Origin of the sequence: Bacillus sp. Root920, assembly GCF_001429445.1 — a bacterium.
Taxonomy (GTDB): domain Bacteria; phylum Bacillota; class Bacilli; order Bacillales; family Bacillaceae; genus Bacillus; species Bacillus safensis.
Genome location: NZ_LMJV01000007.1, coordinates 145,293 through 166,907, shown reverse-complemented (window position 1 = coordinate 166,907; position 21,615 = coordinate 145,293). Strand labels below are relative to the sequence as shown.

The following is a 21,615-nucleotide window of genomic DNA, read 5'->3' as shown; positions in this document are numbered from 1 at the left end:
GAATTAGAAGTGGAAAGTAAAATAGAGGTACTTTCAACTGTTCAAATTAAGCATTCAGAAGACCTATACAAAATCGTTGATTTATTGAACAGAACGCTTAAAAGAGAAGATCTCATGTTTGGATTAGCATTAGATCAAGAAGACCAAAATCAAGCGGTATTTACGATATATCGCACATAGGGGAAGCTTGACATGAAAAAAATAGTCTGGATTATTTCATCTGTAGTGGCTCTCGTTCTGCTTATTGGCATCATCAGCTTTACGTGGATTTATCAAATTGCCATGGGACAAAGAGAACAAGGGCATGAAGCAGCGATCGAACGAGCAAAAGAACAAGCAAACATCGTACAAGTGGAGCAAGTGGAAACCTTTGTCGGGAAAGAAAAACAATTTATTGTTGAAGGGAAAAACAAACAGAATGAAACGATCTACGTTTGGGTTCCTGCCAGCAAAAAAGAAAAAGTGATCGCAAAAAAAGCAAAAGAAGGCATTACCTCGAATCAAGCAGTACAAGCCGTTCAAAAGGAGAACACGGTCTCTAAGCTAAAAGAAGTCAAATTAGCGAGAGAAGGTGACGTACTTCTTTGGGAAGTGACATACTTAAATGAAAACAATCAATATAGCTTCAGCTATGTCGACTTCTCGACAGGACACGTGGAAAAAAATTTAACACCGTAGTTTCTCCTGTCTTGCGTTGACCATGCTGATTTAGAACGGTTATAATAAAATGTATGAAAAAAGATTCACACCTGTCTAAAGGTGAGTTTCTTTCTGGCTTTGGAGGGAATTATGTTGAAAACAACGATTAATCAAGTGTTCAAACACGTCGATCAAGAAGTAACAATCGGCGCATGGATTGCCAATAAACGTTCAAGCGGAAAAATTGCATTTTTGCAGCTGCGTGACGGGACAGGCTTTATTCAAGGAGTCGTAGTAAAAGCAGAAGTGGAAGAGGAAGTCTTTAAGCTTGCGAAATCAGTCACTCAAGAAACATCTGTCTATGTAACAGGTCAAGTGACAAAAGATGAGCGTTCACCGCTAGGTTTTGAATTGCAAGTGAAATCCATTGAAGTGATTCATGAAGCGACAGATTATCCAATTACACCAAAAGAGCATGGAACAGAATTCTTAATGGATCACCGTCATTTATGGCTTCGTTCTAAAAAACAGCATGCCATTATGAAAATCCGTAACGAAATTATTCGTGCTACATATGAATACTTCCATCAAGAAGGTTTCGTGAAAGTAGATCCGCCAATTTTAACTGGAAGTGCACCTGAAGGCACAACGGAACTGTTTGCTACGAAATATTTTGATGAAGATGCATACCTTTCTCAAAGTGGCCAGCTTTACATGGAAGCTGCAGCAATGGCACTCGGAAAAGTATTCTCATTTGGCCCAACATTTAGAGCTGAAAAATCTAAAACAAAACGTCATTTAATTGAGTTTTGGATGATCGAGCCGGAGATGGCTTTTGTCGAATTCAATGAAAACCTTGAGTATCAAGAAAATTATGTGTCTCATGTTGTACAAAGTGTACTTGAAAACTGTAAAGTGGAGCTGCAAACGCTAGGCCGTGATACAGCAAAATTAGAAAATATCAAAGCACCATTCCCGCGCATCACTTACGATGAAGCGATAAAATTCTTGCAGGAAAAAGGCTTTGATGATATCGAATGGGGAGATGACTTCGGTGCGCCTCACGAAACAGCGATCGCCGAAAGCTATGATAAACCAGTGTTTATCACTCATTACCCAACATCATTAAAACCGTTTTATATGCAGCCAGCACCGGATCGTGAAGATGTTGTCCTTTGTGCAGACTTGATTGCACCAGAAGGCTACGGAGAGATTATTGGCGGTTCTGAGCGTGTTCATGATTTAGAGCTTCTTGAAGCAAGATTGAAAGAACATGGGCTTGATCAAGAAACTTACAAATGGTATACAGAATTAAGACAATACGGTTCTGTACCGCATTCAGGTTTTGGTCTTGGACTTGAACGTACAGTTGCTTGGATTAGCGGAGCGCCGCATGTGCGTGAAACCATTCCTTTCCCAAGATTATTAAACCGTTTATACCCTTAAGACGTGAAAGCCTCCAACAAATGGAGGCTTTTTCAAACGTCTTTTTAGAGAGGCACGTGAAATAAAACGTGATATACTTAAAGTGAAGAGGTGTATCCGATGAATAGGCAGCAATTTATTAATATGCAGCAAATGGGGTCGACAAGTTTGCCTAATTTGCTGATTGCTCATTATGAGCAGTTAGGACTGAATGAATCACAGATGATGGTGATGCTCAAGATTAAAATGAATGAAGAACAAGGCGTTTTCTTTCAAACATTTGAAGAGCTTTCTCAAGGGATGACCATTTCAGCGGAAGAGTGCGCGTATATGGTTCAGCATCTGATTCAAAAAGGATTTATCTCGATTCAGCCATTTGAAGACAGGTCTGGTATTCAGCATGACCGTTACTCAGTAGAACCTTTATGGGGCGTGCTGTATGACTTTTTAGAAACAAAACAGGCGAAAGAAGTTCAAAAACAACAGGTGCAGGCTGAAAAATCTTTATATGCTTTATTTGAAGATGAATTCGGCAGACCGCTGTCACCTCTTGAAGGAGAAACACTTTCGATCTGGATGGATCAAGACCATCATGATGCTGAGATGATTCGGCTAGCACTAAGAGAAGCCGTTTTATCAGGGAAATTAAATTTCCGTTATATTGATCGAATTTTATTTGAGTGGAAAAAGAAAGGGCTGAAAACAGCGAAAGAAGCAAAAGAACATAGCCAGCACTTCCGTTCTCAGCAGAAAACGCCACCTTCAAATGAAGAGACGTCCACTTATAAACGACAAGTTCCTTTTTATAATTGGCTGGAACAATAACCAATAAAGGAGAAGGCATGTTATCAAAAAAACAAATCAATGAGTGTTTAGATATTATAGGAGATATGTTTCCAGAGGCTGAGTGTGAGCTTGTTCATGCCAACCCATTTGAGCTTGTGATTGCTGTTGCGCTCTCTGCTCAATGTACGGACGTGCTTGTAAACAAGGTCACCAAAACGTTATTTCAAAAATATAAAACACCAGAAGACTATTTAAGTGTACCGCTTGAAGAACTCCAGCAAGATATTCGCTCGATTGGTCTTTATCGAAATAAGGCTAAAAACATTCAAAAGTTGAGCAAAATGCTGATTGAAGAATATGGCGGTGAAGTACCAAAGGACCGGGACGAGCTTGTTAAGCTTCCTGGGGTTGGCCGGAAAACAGCAAATGTCGTCGTTTCAGTCGCTTTTGGAGTACCGGCAATAGCAGTAGATACACATGTAGAACGAGTCAGCAAGCGTCTAGGCATCTGCCGCTGGAAGGATTCTGTGCTTGAAGTAGAGCAAACCTTGATGAAAAAGGTGCCAAAAGAAGATTGGTCTGTGACGCATCACCGTCTAATCTTTTTTGGAAGATATCATTGTAAGGCGCAGCGGCCGCAGTGCGAATCGTGTCCACTTCTTGATATGTGCAGAGAAGGGCAGAAGAGGCTGAAAAAAGGATTGGTGAAGCTGGCATGAGCGGGGCAGCTGTTTTCACCTCATATGTCGAAAAGCTAAAAGAAAAAAAGGTAGAGATTAAAGGTGATCGAGTAGATATACTGAGAGCCAATCCGCTCGCATATGATCTATCTTCAGAAGTTTTAACAGACGAGTTTCCATGGCAGGAAACGGAAGGATTTGTTCCTGTGATGTTTGAGCTGTGGGACGAATTAAAAGAAAAAATGCTTCCTCGTTTCCAAACAAGAAAATCCCGCTGTGAAGAAGATGATATGCTGCAAGGAATCGTCAGTATGATTGCGATGTTTTACTGGATCAAAGGGGAGAGTGTCCAAACGTTTGAATGGGAACATATCAAGCAAGAGACATTTCCTGTTGCTCCGATTAATTGGACGGAACGTTTAGAGTTCATTTTGCTAAAACCAACTCAATATCACTGCTTTATTCAATTGGACGAGCTATACACGGAATTAAAAAAGCAGTATGGAAAATATGAAGCATTAAAAAAAATCAGACAGCAGCGTTAAAAAAAGCACTTGCCATAGGAGGCAAGTGCTTTTTCATTATTCATCTTCTTTTCGAGAAGTAGCATTTGATTGCGAATTGGAACTTTGAGAGTTGGCTTTCTCATCATCTTTCTTTTTATCTTTATTATCAGTTTGCGAGTTGCTGCTGTTCCCATTTGTACTGTCTGAGCCATTTTCTGAAGAACCATTATTTCCGTTTTCTGTATTTCCACCTTGGTCTTGATCCTTATCCTTATCTTGATCTTTTTTGTCATCAGGCTTTTGCTCATCAGTGCCAGGGGGCTGATTTTTGTTATTGTCAGTTTGGTCTGTCTGTTCGTCGTCAGGCTGCTGCGGTTCTTCTTCTTCTTTATTCTCATCATCCGCTTTTTCTTCCTCATCTGCGTCATCCTTAATGGTGAGGAAGGTAGAAGCCGCTTTACTTGTGACATCATCTACAGTGGCTGTCACTTGGAATTTATAAGTGGAGCCAGGCTTCACATCAGAGATGACCGCTTCTTTAGCAGAGCTGTTTTGAATATCTTTATAGCCGCCATTATCAACTGCTTGCTTGACATTAAATGTAGCATCAGCGTCGTCAGAATAGCCCCAAGTCAGTGTGATGGATTTTTTCTCTTCATCATACACCGCTTTTAAGTCAGAAGGCTTATCGGCTTCTTTTTTCTCAAAAGTGTCAGACACTTTTGTTGGAACCGTACCTTTTACAAAGTATTCTGTTGTCTTCTTGTCACTTGGTGTATTCGGTCCGGCTAATTTTGCAGGATCGGATCCTTTTTCAACCGTAGCTTCAACGACACTGTCTGGTTTTTCAAATGAGCCGCTTCCATCATCAATTTGAGAAATTAATCGCTGGAAGACAATTTTGGCAACACGCTGCTCGTTTTCATTCAGCCATACTTTGCCGTCTGCATCTTTTGAATTACCGATTCCAGTCCAAACGGCTGCTGTATATTGCGGCGTATAACCGACAAACCACGAATCTTTTGCACCGCCAGAAGGGATATTGTGTGTCTTAATATCTTTTTCTATAAAGTTCGTTGTACCTGTTTTACCAGCTACTTGAACGTTCGGTACTTGTGCAAGTGTACCAGTTCCAGATTGGACAGCAGTTTTCAGCATATCTGTGATCATAAATGCTGTATAATCACTCATTGCTGCTTTTGAGTCCGGCGTAAGGTCAAGTTTTGTACCGTCATTAAATTCAACAGACGTGACAGCATGCGGTTCGTTATAGTATCCGTTATTACCGAATGCACTAAATGCTCCAGCCATCTTCAGGGAGGAGACACCATCGTCAAATCCACCGATTGAGTAGGACTCTGGAATGTCAGAAGGTAAGTCCATACCTAAGTTATTAGCGAATTGAACGGCATTGTCTGTACCAGCTTCTTGGAAAGCTTTTAGGGCAGGAATGTTACGTGATTGTGCCAAAGCACTTCTCATCGACATTTTCCCTAAGTGTCTTCTGTCAAAGTTATTAATCGGCGTACCGTTTGAGTACGTATACGGTGCATCATCAATTTGCTGATATGTTGACCATTTTTTGTTTTCAATGACTGGGCCGTAATCTAAGATCGGTTTGATTGTGGACCCTGGCTGGCGTTTTGCATCCGTCGCATAATTAAAGCCGCCGGCTGGTACATCACGTCCACCGCCAATGGCGCGAATTTCACCATTTTTCGTATCAAGCAGGGTCACACCCGCCTGCATCCCTTTCGTAAATCCAACTGAATCTCCATTGATGATATCATTTAGATGATCCTGTGCATTTCGATCAAGGGAAGTATAGATTTTTAATCCATCAGTTGATGCATCCACTTTGGCTTTTTTCTGTACTTCTTCCATCACTTCTTCAATGTAGGCAGAGTACTTACTAGAGTTTTGGCTCTTATATTTACTAGCTGAAACAACTGTCTTACTGACAGGGGTTGCTTTTGCAACGTCATATTCTTTTTCTGAAATGTAGCCTTGTTTTTTCATAAGGCTTAAAACGATATTACGGCGTTTTTCCGCTGCCTCGGGATGTTTCACTGGGTTATAAGCAGAAGGACTCTGCGGCATACCTGCAAGTGTAGCAGCTTGTGCAACGGTTAGTTTATTTAAATCTGTGACTCCGAAAAATTGTTCAGCTGCTTTCCCAACTCCATAAGCATAAGGAGAGAAGAAAATCCGGTTTAAATACATTTCTAAAATTTCATCTTTAGAGTATTTTTGCTCAAGCTGAATCGAGAGCCATACTTCCTGTACTTTCCGTTTTAACGTCTTTTGATTGGTTAGGAGGGAGTTTTTCACAACCTGTTGTGTAATGGTACTTCCGCCCTCAGCACCAAAGCCGTCCTCAACGTTTGCGACAAGGGCACCGCCAATACGGATTGGATCAATCCCGTGGTGCTTATAAAAACGTGCATCTTCAGTCGCAATAAATGCGTCTTTTACCACATCGGGTATATCTTTTATCGAGACATACGTTCTTTTTTCTGCACCAACTTCTGCAAACACTTTCTTGTCTTTATCATAAAGCTTTGAAGAGTATGGTGTTTTAAGCTTACTATCATCAATAGAAGGAGCGCTTGATGCAAAAACGGCAAAAGTTGTGATTCCGGCAACTAAACAAAGTAGACCGATCACGAGTAAAGATAAAAATATTTTTTTAAATAGACCTGCTTTCTTTTTGCCTTTTTTGTTCTTTTGCTTCTTATTGTTAACTTGACTTGCTTTACGTCGCTGTTCACGACTTGTAAATTGATCAGACATCACATCTCAACCTTTCGTGTTAAACCTTTTTCGAACGTAATTGCTGATTGCTTTCATCCGAAAAATGAAGTGTCTCCACTACTTTAATATAATCAATTCTTGGCGAATATCCAAGTGTCATTATGTGGCCAGCTTCCATTAATTCGTCTTTGCTAATGGATTTACGGCCGTTTTTCTTCTGCCGCTCCCAGAAGTAAAAGAGATCTGAAGCGGGCAAATAATAAACGGAGCCAAAAGCGGATATAATAACGAAACAAATGCCGCCTTGCTTTTCAACCTGTTTCATATGCTCAATTTGATGGTCGTGGAAATTTTTGAGCGGAAACGAGGTAGTGCTTTTGGTTTCCTTTGCTTCAAAATCGATATAGCGGCCTTTGTACACCCCGTTATAGTCTGTTGTGGATGATTGTTTAAAATAGGCTTCTTTAATGACAGCAGCACTTCTTTTTGGGTAATCCACATTCACAATTTGAACTGGGGTAGGCTTTTTATGAATGACTGCGATCCCGTTGACCAAATAGTATTGGTTCGTTTCATTTAAATCAGCCTCAAGCGTCATCCCGCGGTTACTATAAGAGGATTCGCCGCTGATTCTTTTTTTTGTCCCAATTTGTTGAATGGGCTGATACGATTTTCCGTTTGGATACCGAATCATCAAGTTTCAGCCTCCTTTTAATGCATTTTGTATTGGAGAGATCACCATGTTGTCCCAAGAAGAGCACATCATCACTCAGCAAATTTTGCGTGAAACGAAAGCAAAAAATAAAGACAACCTGACGAGGACAAATGCTTACAAGCGCTTTTATGACCGGCATCCAGAGATGAAATGGTCGCTGCTCGCTTCCTTTGTCTCGAGAAATGCTGGGTGGTCCATGACGGATTTAAAGGGCGAGCTCTTCCATCCAGGTTTAACGGATCAGCAGGGGCACCTTTTTTTCACAGCATATGAAAGAGCGAATTGGCTGATCTTTTCGGATGCTTACCCTCAGCTTCTTTTGTATGAATGGTCTAAGCGATGCAGTAAACCTTTGTTTCATCTGCTGCCTTATTTCTCCGTGTCTCGGTTTATGAGCGCTGAGTGGGAACGTTTCTGGCTAAAGCGTGACACAGAGCGTCTGCTATATGCACTCATCATAAATGAACAATATACTATACAATCTCCTATTATACAAAATCCTCTTCTGAAAAAGAATGTTTTTCACTCGATTCAATATCTTTTCAGCGAGTGGGGACATTTCCAAACCGTTGTTTTTCCAACGGTGGACGGGCATTTGTACGGCATAACCATACGGAAGTTTTCCAATGTAAAGGAGCGCATTACATTAGGTAAAAAACTAGCGAAACTATTATTTCGAGCCGATTTGTTTTCGGATTTTTATCATTTTTTGCATACCGTTCCGCATACGGGGTCTCGGTTTGATTTTGAGCCGTTTTTAGGGATCGCTAGAAGGTCAACACCTTTTCTTCGGACGGTTTATCCGGTGATGACACATTCATTAGACGATCAAAGGGAAGATTGGTTTCAAAAGAAATTGAGTCCATCTTTATTTGAGGCAGAGCCGCTGCCAAAGCAGATTGATCTGACCGACTGGTATTTCCATAAAAAAAGACAGCTTCGTTTTCTTTTCTCATTAGAGCACTATTTTTTGCATAAATAAAAAGCAGGGGGTGCCTGCTTTTTTTTACGTTGATGGACGATTAGGACCGCCGAGCTTTTTATCAAGCTGATCTGGACTGTTTTCTTTCCCTTTTGGCTTTTGCTCTTTTGGTGCTGGCTGCTTTTTCATGAAATCTACCTCCTTTTGTCCTTAGAATTTACACAATCGGACGCAATCATACAAAGAAGGACAAGCATCTGTCGAAAAGGAAGAAATAGCGCTCATCTACACTTAGATTGGCGATTTGCTTCTAGTTTTGTCATGTGTGAAGGAGGGGGAGAAAGAAAAGAGAATGTAACGAGAGACAATAAAGGAGGAATCTGATGATGAGCGAATTTGTATCAAAAGAATCCATTATGCAGTTGTTAGAGGAAATCGAGCGAAAAATTGATGCGGTGGAGGAAGAGCTGTCTCTTGCTGTGAAGCAGACGAAACGTGCAGCGATAGAAGAGCAAGAACAAATAATTGACCGGCTTGAATCAGAAGTAAAGGACTGTGAAGTGAAGCTTCATGCAGCCGAGTATAAACTGGCAGCAAGACCGGCATATCACGCCGGATAGCTTTTCTATTTGAGCAATAGGTAAACGTTTGATAGGATGGTTCATAGAGGTGAACACTTTGGATAATCAAACATTACTTGAACATACACAAAACTTGAGAATATGGATCGAAGAAGCGTATAAGCAGTACCAAAAGGGAAAGGCTGAAGAGGAATACCCATCGTATGATTTTTATACGGATATTCAGCCGGCCGTTGTTACATTTGATCAGAAAATGGAGGAGTGGCTCACCGCTGCGATCTCGTTTATTGAGCAGGCCAAACCTAGATATTTACACCAAGAACAGCTTGAAGCCGTAAAAGAAAATGGTAAAGAGGTTGTCCTGCAATCTTATTTTGGTAAACAGCACGCACCCCGTGTAAAAAATTTAGTTGAGTCAGTGGTTTACACTCTGAACCTTTTAATAGAAGAAATCAAAAAGCGCAGCTAAAGACATGATGCTGCGTTTTTCTTATGGCTTCTTTAGGCACATCTTCTGCTCTTGGTCATAATATATGAGTGACATCAATATGTGTTGAGAGCGAGAGGAGCGAGATAGATGTTCCCTTATTCAAACCAGCAGCCTTATGAATTCAATCAATTCAAGCAAAGGCCTTTTCCGTATCCAGAGATGCAGCAGCAGCCTCCGCAGCCTCCAGACTATTTCATGCCGCCGTATCAAGGTGGAGGGGGAATGAATCAGGCACCATCTACTGTTTATCAGCCGCCTTATGGATACCAAGAAAACGTGCCGCTTATGCAGCCGCCTGAAGCGATGAATCCACCCCAAATGCAGCCGCCTCCAGGCATGATGCCCATGCAGCCGCCTATGAACCCTTATCCATTGCCAAGGCCGCAAAAACAGCAGCCATCTCAATTTAAAAGTGTGCTGTCACAATTCAAAAAGACGAATGGGCAATACGATTTTAACAAAATGTTTGATACAGCTGGCCAAATGATGAGTACAATGAATCAAGTAGGCTCATTGGCGAAAGGATTTACAAGCATTTTTAAAGCATAGCTAAACCCAATAGATTGAACTATTGGGTTGTTTGCTTTGGCGCAGACACATGAAGCGATTGATCTTTCCACACACTCTTCATTTTTGTCTCATCTATTTTTGCCGGCATTAAAATCGTTTTAGTAAAACTTGAATACGAGGTAGTCGTATTCGTTTTGATTTTTTCCTGTACTGATAAGTGTAAATATTGGGCTTTTACTTCTAGCGCAATGTCTCCTTCGACAAAATGGTCTGGAAATTGAATCTCGATATACACATTCTGTTCATCCTCTGTCACATTGGTCGTAATGGATGCAAGTGAATGCGATGTGGTCATGAGTGCCTCTGCACTATTTAATATCTCGTGAAACGGGGAGGATGCAAAAAATTGTTCAATCGCTTCATATAGCATATCTTCATTTGCCAGCATTTCATGTTTTTTTTCGCCTTCATGTTTCATCTGAATCACCTCTCATCTACAGCCTATGCAGAGGGGGCTCAGGCGGTTATCAATTGATGAGAGGAAAAAATTATGATTAAATAGTGTTGAATGAAGCAAGGTGTATGGGCGTAAAGTTTCATACACGAAATAGATTTAGGAAGCAAAGCTTGAAGGGAGCAAATTGACATTGCTGAAAAAATTATTCGGTTTCGGAAAAAACCAAGATGATGTAAAGGAAGAAGTCATTTATTCTCCAGTTGATGGAGAGTTAATGGATATGACTGATGTACCAGATCCCGTCTTTTCTCAAAAGATGATGGGAGACGGCGTAGCAGTAAAACCAAAAAGTGGGACGATTGTGTCACCAGTAGAGGGTGAAATCATTCAGCTCTTCCATACAAAACATGCAATTGGCATTCGAACACTCTCGGGGCTTGAGCTTCTGATTCATATCGGACTTGAAACAGTTGGGTTAAATGGTGAAGGATTTGAAGCGCACATGAAAGAAGGGGATAAGGTGAAAATCGGGGATCCTCTTATTACGTGTGATTTAGAACTGATTGAAGAGAAAGCGTCAAGTACAGTGACACCGATTGTGATTATGAACGGTGACCTTATCGAACGACTTGATAAAGAACCAAAAGGCTCTGTAGAAAAGCAGACGTCCAAGCTCTTTACAGTGAAAATGAAATAGTTCATGAAAAAAAACTACCCATTGATAGGGTAGTTTTTTATTGAGGTGAGAACATTAATCCTCCATTGGAACCCAGCCTTGACTCGCTTCCATGACAGACCACAATCCTTCTGGAATAAGATACTTGTCTTTTTGGCTGCGTTTAATGACGGTTTCAATCTCTTGTTCTCTGCCTTCTTTAATTTTCTTTGCCCAATCTGGGTCGACGATCAGCTCTCGTGCGACAGCGATGAGAGGAATTCCTTGATTGTAAGCATGGAGTGCATCTTCAGCTGTAATGACGCTGCCTACTCCAATAAGCGGAAGAGCATCGCCGCAGCGTTCTTTTAGCAGTTCCATACGTGTCTTATTAGAATCTGCGCCTCGTCTTGCTTTAGAGCCAATCTCCATTAAAGAGATATGCAAATAATCGAGGCTTTTTGTTTTGAGAACATCCACTAATGTAAACGTCTCTGTCATTGTTAAACCAGGAGTTTCTGGTTCTTCAGGAGATAACCGGTATCCAAAGATAAACGGTTTAGCCGCATGCTCTTTGATGGCCTCTTTAACTGCATCTACAACAGCAATAGGGAAAGCTAGACGTTTTTCTTCGTTTCCTCCCCATTGATCTGTACGCTGATTGCTATGCGGTGAGTAAAATTGCTGTAATAAATAACCGTTTGCCCCGTGAATTTCCACGCCGTCAAACCCTGCTTGAACCGCTCGTCTTGCCGCTTCTTTAAAGGAGTCGATAATATGCGTAATTTCCTCTTCTTTTAAAGCGCGTGCAATTTGTTTTCCATCTTTAAACACATCACTTGGCGCAACCACATCACCGTTTGGAACTAAATGAGGGAGAGCCTGAGAGCCGCCGTGATGAATTTGAATGATGGCTTTTGTTCCTTTTGCCTGGATAGCTGAAGCCAGTTTTTTCAGGCCAGGGATATCTTCATCTCTTGCGATAGAAGGCTGTCCTTCAAATGCCTTCCCATCTGGAGTCACATTCGCACATGCTGTAATGACCATGCCCATTTCACTTGATCTAGCTGTAATGAAGTCAATTTCGTCTTTTGAAATGGTGCCGTCGTCATGAGAACCGAAGTGTGTCATTGGAGCAACCACTAACCGGCCATCAATAGAGGCGCCTCCTGGAAACGTAAATGGTTCAAATAAAGGCTTAAATTCGTTTTTCAATCTGATCATCTTCTTCCTTGATAAAATCATTTCACTTTAGAAGTGTAATAGATACTGTTACAACAGTTCAAAGTATTTGCTCATAAGTCCGCATCAAAAAATTGCCGCCTAGTCATGCAAACAAATATTCGGTACACTAGAATGAGAGGTGGACGCAATATGAAAAAGAAAACAATGAACGAACTGATAGAAGAATTAAAGAAAGACGAACAGGTAGAACATTGGCATGAAATTGAAGCAAAGCCTGCACAGACCTCACCCGTTCCTGAAAGAGTGGACGACAGGCTAAAAAAGGCGCTTGAAAAACGAGGCGTGAAAGAGCTGTATATTCATCAAAAAGAAGCCTTTGAACGAGTAATGAATGGTGAGCATGTAGTAACGGTTACACCAACAGCTTCAGGTAAAACGCTTTGCTACAATCTGCCTGTTCTTCAGTCGATTGCAGAAGACCAGACAAACCGCTCTCTTTATTTATTTCCAACAAAAGCGCTCGCACAGGATCAAAAGAGTGAACTTAACGAGATCATCCACGAGATGGATGTTCCGATTCATAGTGAAACATATGACGGGGACACCTCCCCGGCCATTCGGCAGCGAGTCAGACAAGCAGGACATATTGTCATCACAAACCCAGATATGCTGCATTCAGCTATTTTGCCTCATCATACGAAATGGGTCAGTTTATTTGAGAATTTGAAGTATATTGTCATTGATGAGCTTCATACATATCGAGGCGTTTTTGGCAGTCATGTGGCTAATGTGATTCGCAGGTTAAAACGTATTTGTGCATTTTATGGAAGTGATCCGATTTTCATTTGTACTTCCGCAACGATTGCAAATCCAAAAGAGCTGGCGCAGCAGCTCACAGGGAGCAAAGTGCATCTTATTGAACGAAACGGAGCGCCTAGCGGTAAAAAGAATTTTGTGTTTTATAACCCGCCGGTGGTGAATAAACCATTAAATATTAGACAAAGCGCTGCCACTGTCGTCAACCAATTGGCTAAAACATTTTTAAAAGAAAAAATTCAAACGATCGTTTTTGCTAGAAGCAGAGTACGAGTAGAAGTGATTTTAAGTCATATTCAAGAGCTTGTGAAAAAAGAAATTGGTCCAAAATCGATTCGCGGGTATCGCGGAGGCTATTTGCCAAAAGAGCGGCGCGTGATTGAAAAGGGGTTAAGAGAAGGAGACATTCTAGGTGTCGTGAGCACGAACGCACTAGAATTAGGGGTAGATATAGGTCAGCTAAAGGTATGCATTATGACGGGGTATCCTGGCAGTGTAGCGAGTACATGGCAGCAGGCAGGACGTGCTGGAAGGCGTCATGAGGAGGCGCTCATTATCATGGTGGCAAGTTCCTCACCCCTTGATCAATATATTGTCCGACACCCTGAATATTTCTTTAATAGACCGCCTGAAGCAGCCAGAATCAATCCTGAAAATCTCATTATTTTAGTGGATCATCTAAAATGTGCTTCCTACGAGCTGCCATTTCGGACGGATGAACAGTTTGGCGGCATGGAAGTAGAGGACATTTTGCAATACTTACATGAGGAAGGGGTTCTTCATTTTAGCGGGAACCGGTATTATTGGTCAGATCAATCGTTCCCAGCGCATGGCATCAGCCTGCGGTCTGCAAGCCAAGAAAATGTGGTAATTGTGGATCAATCCGACGTAGCGAATGTTCGGATTATTGGAGAGATGGATCGATTCAGTGCAATGACACTGCTTCATGATGAGGCGATTTATTTACATGAAGGGGTTCAGTATCAAGTAGAAAAGCTAGATTACGAGCATTTGAAGGCTTATGTGAAACAAGTAGATGTAGAATACTATACAGATGCGAATTTAGCTGTTCAGCTCAAGGTACTGGAAATCGATCAGACAACAGAGAAAGAAGCAGTATCTGTTCACTACGGTGATGTGACTGTCAACGCAATGCCAACAATTTTCAAAAAAATCCGGCTCAGTACTGGTGAAAATATCGGGTCTGGACCGATTCACTTACCGGAAGAAGAAATTCATACGAGTGCGGCTTGGTTTGAATTACACGAGGCAGAGCGGAGATTTGAAGAGAAGACACTTGAACAGCTGCTGCTTGGCATCGCAAATGTTCTTCAGCACATTGTACCTGCTTTTGTGATGTGTGACCGCTCAGATATTCATGTTGTTTCACAAATTAAAGCGGCACATACCGGTAAACCGACAGTCTTTTTATATGACCACTACCCTGGCGGAATCGGTTTAAGCAAAGAAGTCCAAGCTCGTTTCGATGAAATAGCAGGTGCAGCCATTCAGCTGATAGAGCGGTGCCGCTGTGAGAACGGCTGTCCATCCTGCATTGGCATGGAAATGAAAGAGGTGAGCGGAAAAAGCAGCATTGTTGAATTGATGTCTGTATTTTAAGGGGAAGGAGGAAGATACCTACTCATGTCTTTAAAAGGGAAATTAAATCGAATGAAGAAGCACCTATCGCACAACCAGCCAAACGAAAAAAGGCAAAAAGCAGTGGAAGGGCAACCTCAGCCTGTGACGGCCGATAACATTCCATTTTTAAAGGAATGGGAGCAATTGGGAGCAGCTCCTTATCACTTTGAGGATTCTTTTTGTCTCATTCGAGAAGTCACCTATTCATTAGATGATAAGCATGGACTCTACTCGTTTGCGGAACTGCCAAAGATCATCGAGGCATGGAACAAAAGCAGCATCCAGCATTCTCTATCGGCTAAAGGTTACAAGCCGCATGAACTGTTTTTCTTTGATACAGAAACAACTGGATTATCTGGCGGAACGGGAAATATGATCTTCTTGCTAGGACATGCGCGGGTCTTTGCTGACAAAGTAGTGGTGAAACAGCACCTGCTCACAAATCCGGGAAATGAAGCGGCTCTTTATAAAAGCTTTCTCGATGAAGTGAACGTAGAATCACTCGTTACATATAATGGAAAATCATTCGATTGGCCGCAAGTGAAAACGAGACATACTTTGCTGCGAGATCAAATCCCTGCGCTTCCAGAGTTTGGCCACTTTGATCTTCTGCATGGGTCAAGACGGTTGTGGAAGCATAAATATGAACGAATGGCGCTGTCTGTGGTTGAAAAAGAAGAGCTGCACGTTCACCGGGAAGGAGACACACCGGGTTTTTTGGCACCGATGATCTATTTTCACTTTTTAAAGGAACAAAATCCGAAGCTCATTGAAGGGATTTTGACTCATAATGAATTAGACGTCCTTTCGTTAATCAGCCTCTACATTCATCTATCCAAAAAAATTCTATCTATGGATGCAGTAAAGGAGCACGATGAGAAATACGCGCTGGCTAGGTGGCATCTTGCGCATCGTGATGTACAGGAAGCTACGAAGCATTTGCGGGAATTAACAGGTGCTGATTTTGAACATGCCAATCAGGCGGCTTTTGATCTCTCCTTACAATATAAACGGCTAAACGAGTGGGATGAAGCAGTTCGAATTTGGGAAACATTATTTGAATCAAGTGATGTCCATTTAGCATTAAAAGCGGGTATAGAGCTTGCGAAGTGTAAAGAGCATCGCCAAAAAGATGCAAGGTCAGCTCTTTCCATCACGGAATCTTTATTATCTTTCTCATCGTTAAGCGAGCGAGACACAAAAGAGCTTGAGAAACGAAAAAAACGGCTATTGAGAAAAGCTGGGCAATGAAATATTATTACCCGGGAAAGCGCAAAAAATGACAACGTTCGGCTCTCGGCCGAAAATAAAAATTGTTTAGCACTTTTATTGTAGAAAGTCCGCGAATCCTGTAAAATAACGTTAGATATTGAATGAGGAGCGTATAGCATGTATAAGGGTCTTTTCTACTTGTTTTTTCTTGTGGTCATTTTGGTCGCTTTTGTGTTTTCAAACTATAAAGATATTTTTCTTGCCAACTTTTAAAATAGGTTAATGCATTAGTACATGTACACCTCTTAATTCATACATTGTTAATGTAAGAAAATAAAGGAGAGGGGAATGCTACATGTACCATCATCACCATCATTGCCATCCGAATGTTACACAGCCAATTGTTCATCCGACGAATCATTGCTGTACACACAGCGAGTCAACAACAATTGTGCCGCATATCCACCCGCAGCATGTGACAAATGTTCACCACCATAATTTCAAACATGTTCACTACTTCCCGCATACGTTTTCTCAGGTGGACCCGACAACACATCAACACTTTAACTGCGGTGGACCTTGCTGTAACAGATAAAGTGAATGGGACTTTTATAAGTCCCATTTTTTAAAAGCAGGTGAAAAAATGAAAATTATTGCTGTCACAGGGTACAAGCCGTTTGAGCTTGGGATATTCAAACAAGACGAGCCTGCACTTCAATACATAAAAGCGGAGCTTCAAAAAAGGCTGACAGCCCTTATCGAAGAAGGTCTGGAATGGGTTCTCATATCAGGCCAGCTTGGGGCAGAAATTTGGACAGCCGAAGTGGTGTTTGAGCTTCAGGAGGAATATCCAGCGTTAAAACTTGCAGTCATTACGCCATTTTATGAACAGGAAGAGCGCTGGAATGAACAAAACAAAGTGTTGTATGAAGGAATTCTTGCACAGGCCGATTTTGTAGAAAGTGTCACGCATAGACCGTACGAAAGTCCGGCACAATTTAAACAAAAGAACCGCTTTTTTATTGAAAAAACAGATGGTCTTCTCGTCTTATATGATCCCGAGCATGAGGGATCGCCGAAGTATATGATCAGGGAGGCGGAAGCCTATACCGATTACCCGATTATGTACATCACGATGGATGATCTAAGAGCGCAGGTTGAGGCGGAAGATCCGTTTTTTGATTAAAAGCAAGAGAAAATTTGACAACGTCACGTATTTCTGAAAAAATATACTATGAATTCACGATATGAGGTGAAAAAGATGCTTGCTGATAAAGTAAAGCTTTCTGCGAAAGAAATTTTAGAAAAAGAATTTAAAACAGGTGTCAGAGGGTACAAACAAGAAGAAGTCGATAAATTTTTAGATATGGTCATTAAAGACTATGAGACATTCAACCAAGAAATCGAAAAACTTCAACAAGAAAACCTCCACTTGTCAAAACAGCTTGAAGAAGCTGTTGAACAAGGGAAAAGACAGCCTGCACAGTCTAATACAACAAACTTTGATATTTTAAAAAGACTATCGAACCTTGAGAAACACGTTTTCGGCAGCAAACTTTATGATTGAGTGTTGCTGAAAAAAGCTTGTGTCAGATGTCATTGTCGTTTATAATAACGCTTATTGATTAACGTTCGGGTAATCGCTGTAATGCTATTTAGGGCATTGCAGAGGAAAGTCCATGCTCGCACGGTGCTGAGATGCCCGTAGTGTTCGTGCCTGGCGAAAAAATAAGCCAGGGCAGCCTGGGAAAGGCTGACGGCAGGAAAAATGCCTACGTCCTTTTTAGGATATGGCAAAGTATCCTTGAAAGTGCCACAGTGACGAAGTCTCACTAGAAATGGTGAGAGTGGAACGCGGTAAACCCCTCGAGCGAGAAACCCAAACTTGGTAGGGGAACTTTCTCAAAGGAACCAAACGGAGAGAAGGACAGAGAATTCTGTAGATAGATGATTACCACCTGAGTACGAGGCATTTGCCGTTTGCAGTACGATGGAACAAAACATGGCTTACAGAACGTTAAATCCGTTATAATAAACATGATGAAACAAAGCTCTCCTATTTCAACATATGGAGAGCTTTTATCTTGAATACATAAAAGGACGAGAAAACAGGTGATAAATCAATGAAAACCTATACACTCATCGCAACAGCTCCAATGGGAATTGAAGCAATTGTTGCAAAAGAAGTAAGAGACCTTGGCTATGAGTGCACAGTCGACAACGGAAAAGTGATTTTCAAGGGGGATGCTCTTGCGATTTGCCGTGCAAACCTTTGGCTGCGTACAGCAGACCGGATCAAGGTACAAGTTGCTGAATTTTCGGCTAAAACATTTGATGAGCTTTTTGAACGGACGAAAGCGATTGACTGGGCCGCTTTTTTACCAAAAAACAGTACGTTTCCTGTCATCGGGAAATCTGTTAAATCTCAGCTTGCCAGTGTGCCGGACTGCCAGCGCATCGTCAAAAAAGCCATTGCGCAAAAGCTTAAATCCTCCTACAACATTCAGTCTGAATGGCTTGAAGAAACGGGACCTGAATATAAAATCGAGATCGCTCTTTTAAAAGATAAAGCGGTTCTTACGCTTGATACATCTGGTGTAGGTCTTCATAAACGCGGATACCGCATGGATCAAGGCGGAGCACCTATTAAAGAAACGCTTGCTGCTGCGCTCGTCTTATTAACGAACTGGACACCTGACCGTCCGTTTGTTGATCCTTTCTGCGGATCAGGAACAATCGCCATTGAAGCAGCGATGATAGGACAAAACATTGCCCCAGGATTTAACCGGGATTTTGCGTCTGAATCATGGGAATGGATCGGTGAAGACGTATGGAACAAAGCGCGTGTGGAAGTAGAAGAAAAAGCAAACTATGATCAGCCGCTCCGCATTATTGCAAGTGACATCGACCATCGTATGGTAGATATCGCAAAAATGAATGCAGAAGAAGCAGGACTGAGTGAACTGATTGAGTTTAAACAAATGCAAGTAAAAGACTTTCAAACAAAAGAAGAGTACGGTGTGATTGTCGGAAATCCTCCTTATGGTGAACGACTGAGTGATAAACCAGCAGTTGAAAAAATGTATCAAGGAATGGGTGAAGCGTTTAAGAACCTAGATACATGGTCCATTTACATCTTGACGTCACACGAAAAATTCGAAGAGTGCTTCGGAAGAAAAGCGACGAAAAAGAGAAAACTGTTTAACGGATTTATCAAAACAGACTATTATCAATATTGGGGAAAACGCCCGCCTAGAAAGCAATCAACTGAATCGTAATAAAGAGCCGCACCGAAAGAAGGTGCGGCTTTTTTATGCTGAAAAGGTATAACTCTCAGCAAGACGGAATAAACTGAACTTGATTTTAAAAAAAGAGGTGTCTTCATGATTCATTATGATCAAATTCAGTTAATCCAAAAAGCACTCGCTTCGACTGCTCAAGAAATTGAAGGGCATGAAGGTGGACAATCTGCTCAGCTTACGGCAGCCATTGAAGATTTGGCGCTGGCTCAGGCATACATAGAACGTTCTGAGCATGCATTTTTAATGAAGGAAAGCTATCAGCATCGCCTGCGCTCATAAAAAAAGATTGTTTTTCCCCAGCGTAAATGGTACTATTGAATGTCTGAATGATTCAAAAGTTGGGGGTTGAAGCAGGTGACAGCATCTCGTTTGCCTTTTTCATTATCAAAAGAACACAATTTTTACGAAGAACTGGGCAACTGGATTGGTGATGTGTTTTATGACATTTTGCCAGAAAAGGGCTTTGATCTTCGAGATGAACAAATATTTATGGCTTTTCAACTAGAAAGAGCCTTTAAAGAAAAAAGTGTGATGTTTGCCGAAGCTGGGGTAGGCACAGGCAAAACCATCGTCTATTTATTATTTGCCGTCACATATGCAAGGTATACAGGGAAGCCTGCGATTATTGCATGTGCAGACGAAACGTTAATTGAACAGCTCGTTAAACAAGAAGGTGATATCTATAAAATTGCCAATCACCTTGATATTCAAATAGATGCGAGATTAAGTAAATCGCATGATCAATATTTATGCTTAAAAAAGCTGGAGAAAACGATGCAGCGTGAAGATGATGAAAAGTGGCTCGATATTTATGAATCACTGCCTTCATTTGTTCATGAATCACATGGCATGCAAACCTTTTATCCGTATGGCGATCGAAAAGAGTATCCAGAGTTATCAAATGATGAATGGTCACGAATTGGCTATGACTCGTTTCAGGACTGCCTGACGTGCGATATGCGTCATCGCTGCGGTCTGAATTTATCAAGAGATCATTACCGGAAAGCGACAGATCTCATCATCTGTTCACATGATTTTTACATGGAGCATGTGTGGACGAAGGAATCCCGGAAACGTGAGGGTCAGCTTCCGCTGCTTCCTGAGCATAGCTCCGTCGTATTTGATGAGGGACATCTTCTCGAGTTTGCCGCACAAAAAGCGTTAACGTACCGAGTGAAGCAATCAACGCTCGAAACATTTTTGGAACGTCTTTTGCAAAACGACATACGCGAAGAATTTGCAGAGCTTGTTGAAGATGCACTTGCAACAAACGATGAGTTCTTTTATCTCTTAAAAACGCATGCCAAAGAAGTCAAAGGCTCGCACCGGCTTGAAATTGGGCGTGTCGATGAGGTGAAGCGTTCTGCAAGTGAATTGTGTGACTTGCTTGAAAAAATCGGAGAAGCGCTCGTGTTTGAATCTGAGATGTATACGATCGATCAATACGAATTATCTGTTGTGGAAGAATACATTGAACAAATGGCGTATTCTTTATCGCTTTATCAAAAAAATGCCATTAGCTGGCTGGAAAAACAGGAATTAGATACAACATTTGTTGTGATGCCGAAGACGGTCGCAGAGGTACTTGGCGAAAAAGTATTCTCTCAAAAAAGACCATATATTTTCTCTTCCGCTACATTGTCTGAGAATCAATCCTTTGATTATTTAGCTGAAAGTCTTGGGATTAAAGATTACTTATCAATGAGTGTCGCTTCGCCGTATGATTACGATGAACAAATGAAGATTTATTTCCATGGAATTCAGCAGCTCGCTGAGCAAGAGGCAAAAGCACAGCAAGTGATGACTCAGCTGAAAGAAAATGGAGGACGATCTCTGATTCTCTTCCCTTCATTTGATGAACTTCATTTCTTTAGAAAACAACTTGAAGCAGCAAATGAATCACTGCCGTTTGACGTATATTTTGAGGGAGACGAGGAAATCAGCACGATTGTTCAAAAGTTCCAAGCTGATGAGACATCCGTGTTATGCTCAGTTCATCTGTGGGAAGGGCTTGATATTCCAGGTGAATCATTAACGAATGTGATCATCTGGGGACTTCCTTATCCGCCGCATGATCCAGTATTTGAAGCGAAAAGGAATGAAGCAAAGGATGCACATGCTGAAGTTGACCTTCCGTATATGCTGCTTCGCTTACGCCAAGGGATCGGAAGACTGATCCGGACAAGCCAAGACGCAGGAAGCATTCATATTTACTTTGATCGTCAGGAAGATACTAAGCTTCAAAGTAAAATTGAATCCGTCCTGCCAGTGAAGCCCATCATCACATCTTAAATAGGTGAAAACTTGCAAATGAGGAGGATACCACGGTGTATCCTCCT

24 protein-coding genes and 1 other RNA gene are annotated in these 21,615 nt (G+C 41.5%); 20 read left to right on the top strand and 5 right to left on the bottom strand.

Annotated features, from left to right (window positions below):
- The first annotated feature begins 9 nt into the window (after window positions 1-9).
- The 6 genes from ASE42_RS18705 (at window position 10) to ASE42_RS12065 (ending at window position 4,075) form a co-directional block, all read left to right on the top strand.
- Window positions 10-180, top strand: a complete 171-nt coding sequence (locus ASE42_RS18705) for a YpmA family protein (RefSeq protein WP_065214698.1) — start codon at window positions 10-12, stop codon at window positions 178-180.
- A 12-nt stretch (window positions 181-192) separates the two neighbouring features.
- Window positions 193-678 carry a cell wall elongation/penicillin-binding protein regulator TseB gene (gene tseB, locus ASE42_RS12085; RefSeq protein ID WP_056767115.1) on the top strand — a complete coding sequence of 162 codons (486 nt, stop codon included), beginning with the start codon at window positions 193-195 and terminating at the stop codon, window positions 676-678.
- A gap of 114 nt (window positions 679-792) precedes the next feature.
- Complete coding sequence (gene asnS / locus ASE42_RS12080) at window positions 793-2,085, top strand: asparagine--tRNA ligase (RefSeq protein WP_024428109.1); 1,293 nt, start codon at window positions 793-795, stop codon at window positions 2,083-2,085.
- A 99-nt stretch (window positions 2,086-2,184) separates the two neighbouring features.
- Window positions 2,185-2,889: a DnaD domain-containing protein gene (locus tag ASE42_RS12075; protein WP_024422777.1), complete on the top strand. Its 705-nt coding sequence runs from the start codon at window positions 2,185-2,187 to the stop codon at window positions 2,887-2,889.
- 17 nt (window positions 2,890-2,906) lie between these two features.
- The gene (gene nth, locus ASE42_RS12070; protein ID WP_024422776.1) at window positions 2,907-3,569 is read left to right on the top strand and encodes an endonuclease III; all 663 of its coding nucleotides are present in this window, start codon (window positions 2,907-2,909) and stop codon (window positions 3,567-3,569) included.
- A complete protein-coding gene (locus ASE42_RS12065) occupies window positions 3,566-4,075 on the top strand; it encodes a YpoC family protein (RefSeq protein WP_025093074.1) in 510 nt (169 codons plus the stop codon). The genes nth and ASE42_RS12065 overlap by 4 nt, the downstream gene beginning before the upstream one ends.
- Before the next feature lie 36 nt (window positions 4,076-4,111).
- On the opposite strand, the gene ASE42_RS12060 is transcribed toward ASE42_RS12065, so the two are convergent.
- The gene (locus ASE42_RS12060; RefSeq protein ID WP_056767113.1) at window positions 4,112-6,829 is read right to left on the bottom strand and encodes a PBP1A family penicillin-binding protein; all 2,718 of its coding nucleotides are present in this window, start codon (window positions 6,827-6,829) and stop codon (window positions 4,112-4,114) included.
- Window positions 6,830-6,848: 19 nt separating this feature from the next.
- Entirely contained in the window at window positions 6,849-7,484 is a 636-nt protein-coding gene (gene recU / locus ASE42_RS12055; RefSeq protein WP_024428112.1) for a Holliday junction resolvase RecU, read from the bottom strand.
- A gap of 46 nt (window positions 7,485-7,530) precedes the next feature.
- On the opposite strand from recU, the gene ASE42_RS12050 reads away from it, so the two are divergent.
- Window positions 7,531-8,487 (top strand): DUF2515 domain-containing protein, encoded by a 957-nt coding sequence (locus tag ASE42_RS12050; RefSeq protein WP_056767111.1) that lies wholly within the window; start codon window positions 7,531-7,533, stop codon window positions 8,485-8,487.
- 24 nt (window positions 8,488-8,511) lie between these two features.
- Here ASE42_RS12050 and sspM read toward each other — a convergent pair whose 3' ends face one another.
- The gene (gene sspM, locus ASE42_RS12045) at window positions 8,512-8,616 is read right to left on the bottom strand and encodes an acid-soluble spore protein SspM (RefSeq protein ID WP_024422772.1); all 105 of its coding nucleotides are present in this window, start codon (window positions 8,614-8,616) and stop codon (window positions 8,512-8,514) included.
- Between the two features lie 197 nt (window positions 8,617-8,813).
- Between sspM and ASE42_RS12040 the strand changes: the two genes are divergently transcribed.
- The 3 genes from ASE42_RS12040 (at window position 8,814) to ASE42_RS12030 (ending at window position 10,047) form a co-directional block, all read left to right on the top strand.
- The gene (locus ASE42_RS12040; protein ID WP_223251001.1) at window positions 8,814-9,047 is read left to right on the top strand and encodes a DUF5446 family protein; all 234 of its coding nucleotides are present in this window, start codon (window positions 8,814-8,816) and stop codon (window positions 9,045-9,047) included.
- A 49-nt stretch (window positions 9,048-9,096) separates the two neighbouring features.
- Entirely contained in the window at window positions 9,097-9,477 is a 381-nt protein-coding gene (locus ASE42_RS12035) for a YppE family protein (protein WP_226340828.1), read from the top strand.
- Between the two features lie 108 nt (window positions 9,478-9,585).
- Window positions 9,586-10,047, top strand: coding sequence for a YppG family protein (locus ASE42_RS12030; RefSeq protein WP_024422769.1), 462 nt, complete (start codon window positions 9,586-9,588; stop codon window positions 10,045-10,047).
- 19 nt (window positions 10,048-10,066) lie between these two features.
- Here ASE42_RS12030 and ASE42_RS12025 read toward each other — a convergent pair whose 3' ends face one another.
- Complete coding sequence (locus ASE42_RS12025; RefSeq protein WP_056767106.1) at window positions 10,067-10,486, bottom strand: Hsp20/alpha crystallin family protein; 420 nt, start codon at window positions 10,484-10,486, stop codon at window positions 10,067-10,069.
- 169 nt (window positions 10,487-10,655) lie between these two features.
- Between ASE42_RS12025 and ASE42_RS12020 the strand changes: the two genes are divergently transcribed.
- Window positions 10,656-11,162, top strand: a complete 507-nt coding sequence (locus tag ASE42_RS12020) for a PTS glucose transporter subunit IIA (protein ID WP_024422767.1) — start codon at window positions 10,656-10,658, stop codon at window positions 11,160-11,162.
- A 54-nt stretch (window positions 11,163-11,216) separates the two neighbouring features.
- Here the strand turns inward: ASE42_RS12020 and ASE42_RS12015 are convergent, their stop codons facing one another.
- On the bottom strand, window positions 11,217-12,335 hold the full coding sequence (locus ASE42_RS12015; RefSeq protein ID WP_024428115.1) for an NADH-dependent flavin oxidoreductase: 1,119 nt from the start codon (window positions 12,333-12,335) through the stop codon (window positions 11,217-11,219).
- Window positions 12,336-12,494: 159 nt separating this feature from the next.
- On the opposite strand from ASE42_RS12015, the gene ASE42_RS12010 reads away from it, so the two are divergent.
- The 9 genes from ASE42_RS12010 (at window position 12,495) to ASE42_RS11980 (ending at window position 21,568) form a co-directional block, all read left to right on the top strand.
- A complete protein-coding gene (locus ASE42_RS12010) occupies window positions 12,495-14,741 on the top strand; it encodes a DEAD/DEAH box helicase (RefSeq protein WP_056767104.1) in 2,247 nt (748 codons plus the stop codon).
- 24 nt (window positions 14,742-14,765) lie between these two features.
- Window positions 14,766-16,013: a ribonuclease H-like domain-containing protein gene (locus ASE42_RS12005; RefSeq protein WP_024422764.1), complete on the top strand. Its 1,248-nt coding sequence runs from the start codon at window positions 14,766-14,768 to the stop codon at window positions 16,011-16,013.
- A 316-nt stretch (window positions 16,014-16,329) separates the two neighbouring features.
- Window positions 16,330-16,569, top strand: coding sequence for a CotD family spore coat protein (locus ASE42_RS18700; protein ID WP_073206049.1), 240 nt, complete (start codon window positions 16,330-16,332; stop codon window positions 16,567-16,569).
- A gap of 48 nt (window positions 16,570-16,617) precedes the next feature.
- On the top strand, window positions 16,618-17,160 hold the full coding sequence (locus ASE42_RS12000; protein WP_056767102.1) for a DUF1273 domain-containing protein: 543 nt from the start codon (window positions 16,618-16,620) through the stop codon (window positions 17,158-17,160).
- A 75-nt stretch (window positions 17,161-17,235) separates the two neighbouring features.
- A complete protein-coding gene (gene gpsB / locus ASE42_RS11995) occupies window positions 17,236-17,541 on the top strand; it encodes a cell division regulator GpsB (protein WP_012010336.1) in 306 nt (101 codons plus the stop codon).
- 61 nt (window positions 17,542-17,602) lie between these two features.
- Window positions 17,603-17,989, top strand: an RNA gene (gene rnpB, locus ASE42_RS18695) — RNase P RNA component class B.
- 108 nt (window positions 17,990-18,097) lie between these two features.
- Window positions 18,098-19,252: a THUMP domain-containing class I SAM-dependent RNA methyltransferase gene (locus ASE42_RS11990; RefSeq protein WP_056767100.1), complete on the top strand. Its 1,155-nt coding sequence runs from the start codon at window positions 18,098-18,100 to the stop codon at window positions 19,250-19,252.
- Between the two features lie 105 nt (window positions 19,253-19,357).
- On the top strand, window positions 19,358-19,555 hold the full coding sequence (locus ASE42_RS11985; RefSeq protein ID WP_024422762.1) for a hypothetical protein: 198 nt from the start codon (window positions 19,358-19,360) through the stop codon (window positions 19,553-19,555).
- 75 nt (window positions 19,556-19,630) lie between these two features.
- Window positions 19,631-21,568 (top strand): ATP-dependent DNA helicase, encoded by a 1,938-nt coding sequence (locus ASE42_RS11980; RefSeq protein WP_024422761.1) that lies wholly within the window; start codon window positions 19,631-19,633, stop codon window positions 21,566-21,568.
- The last annotated feature ends 47 nt before the right edge of the window (window positions 21,569-21,615 follow it).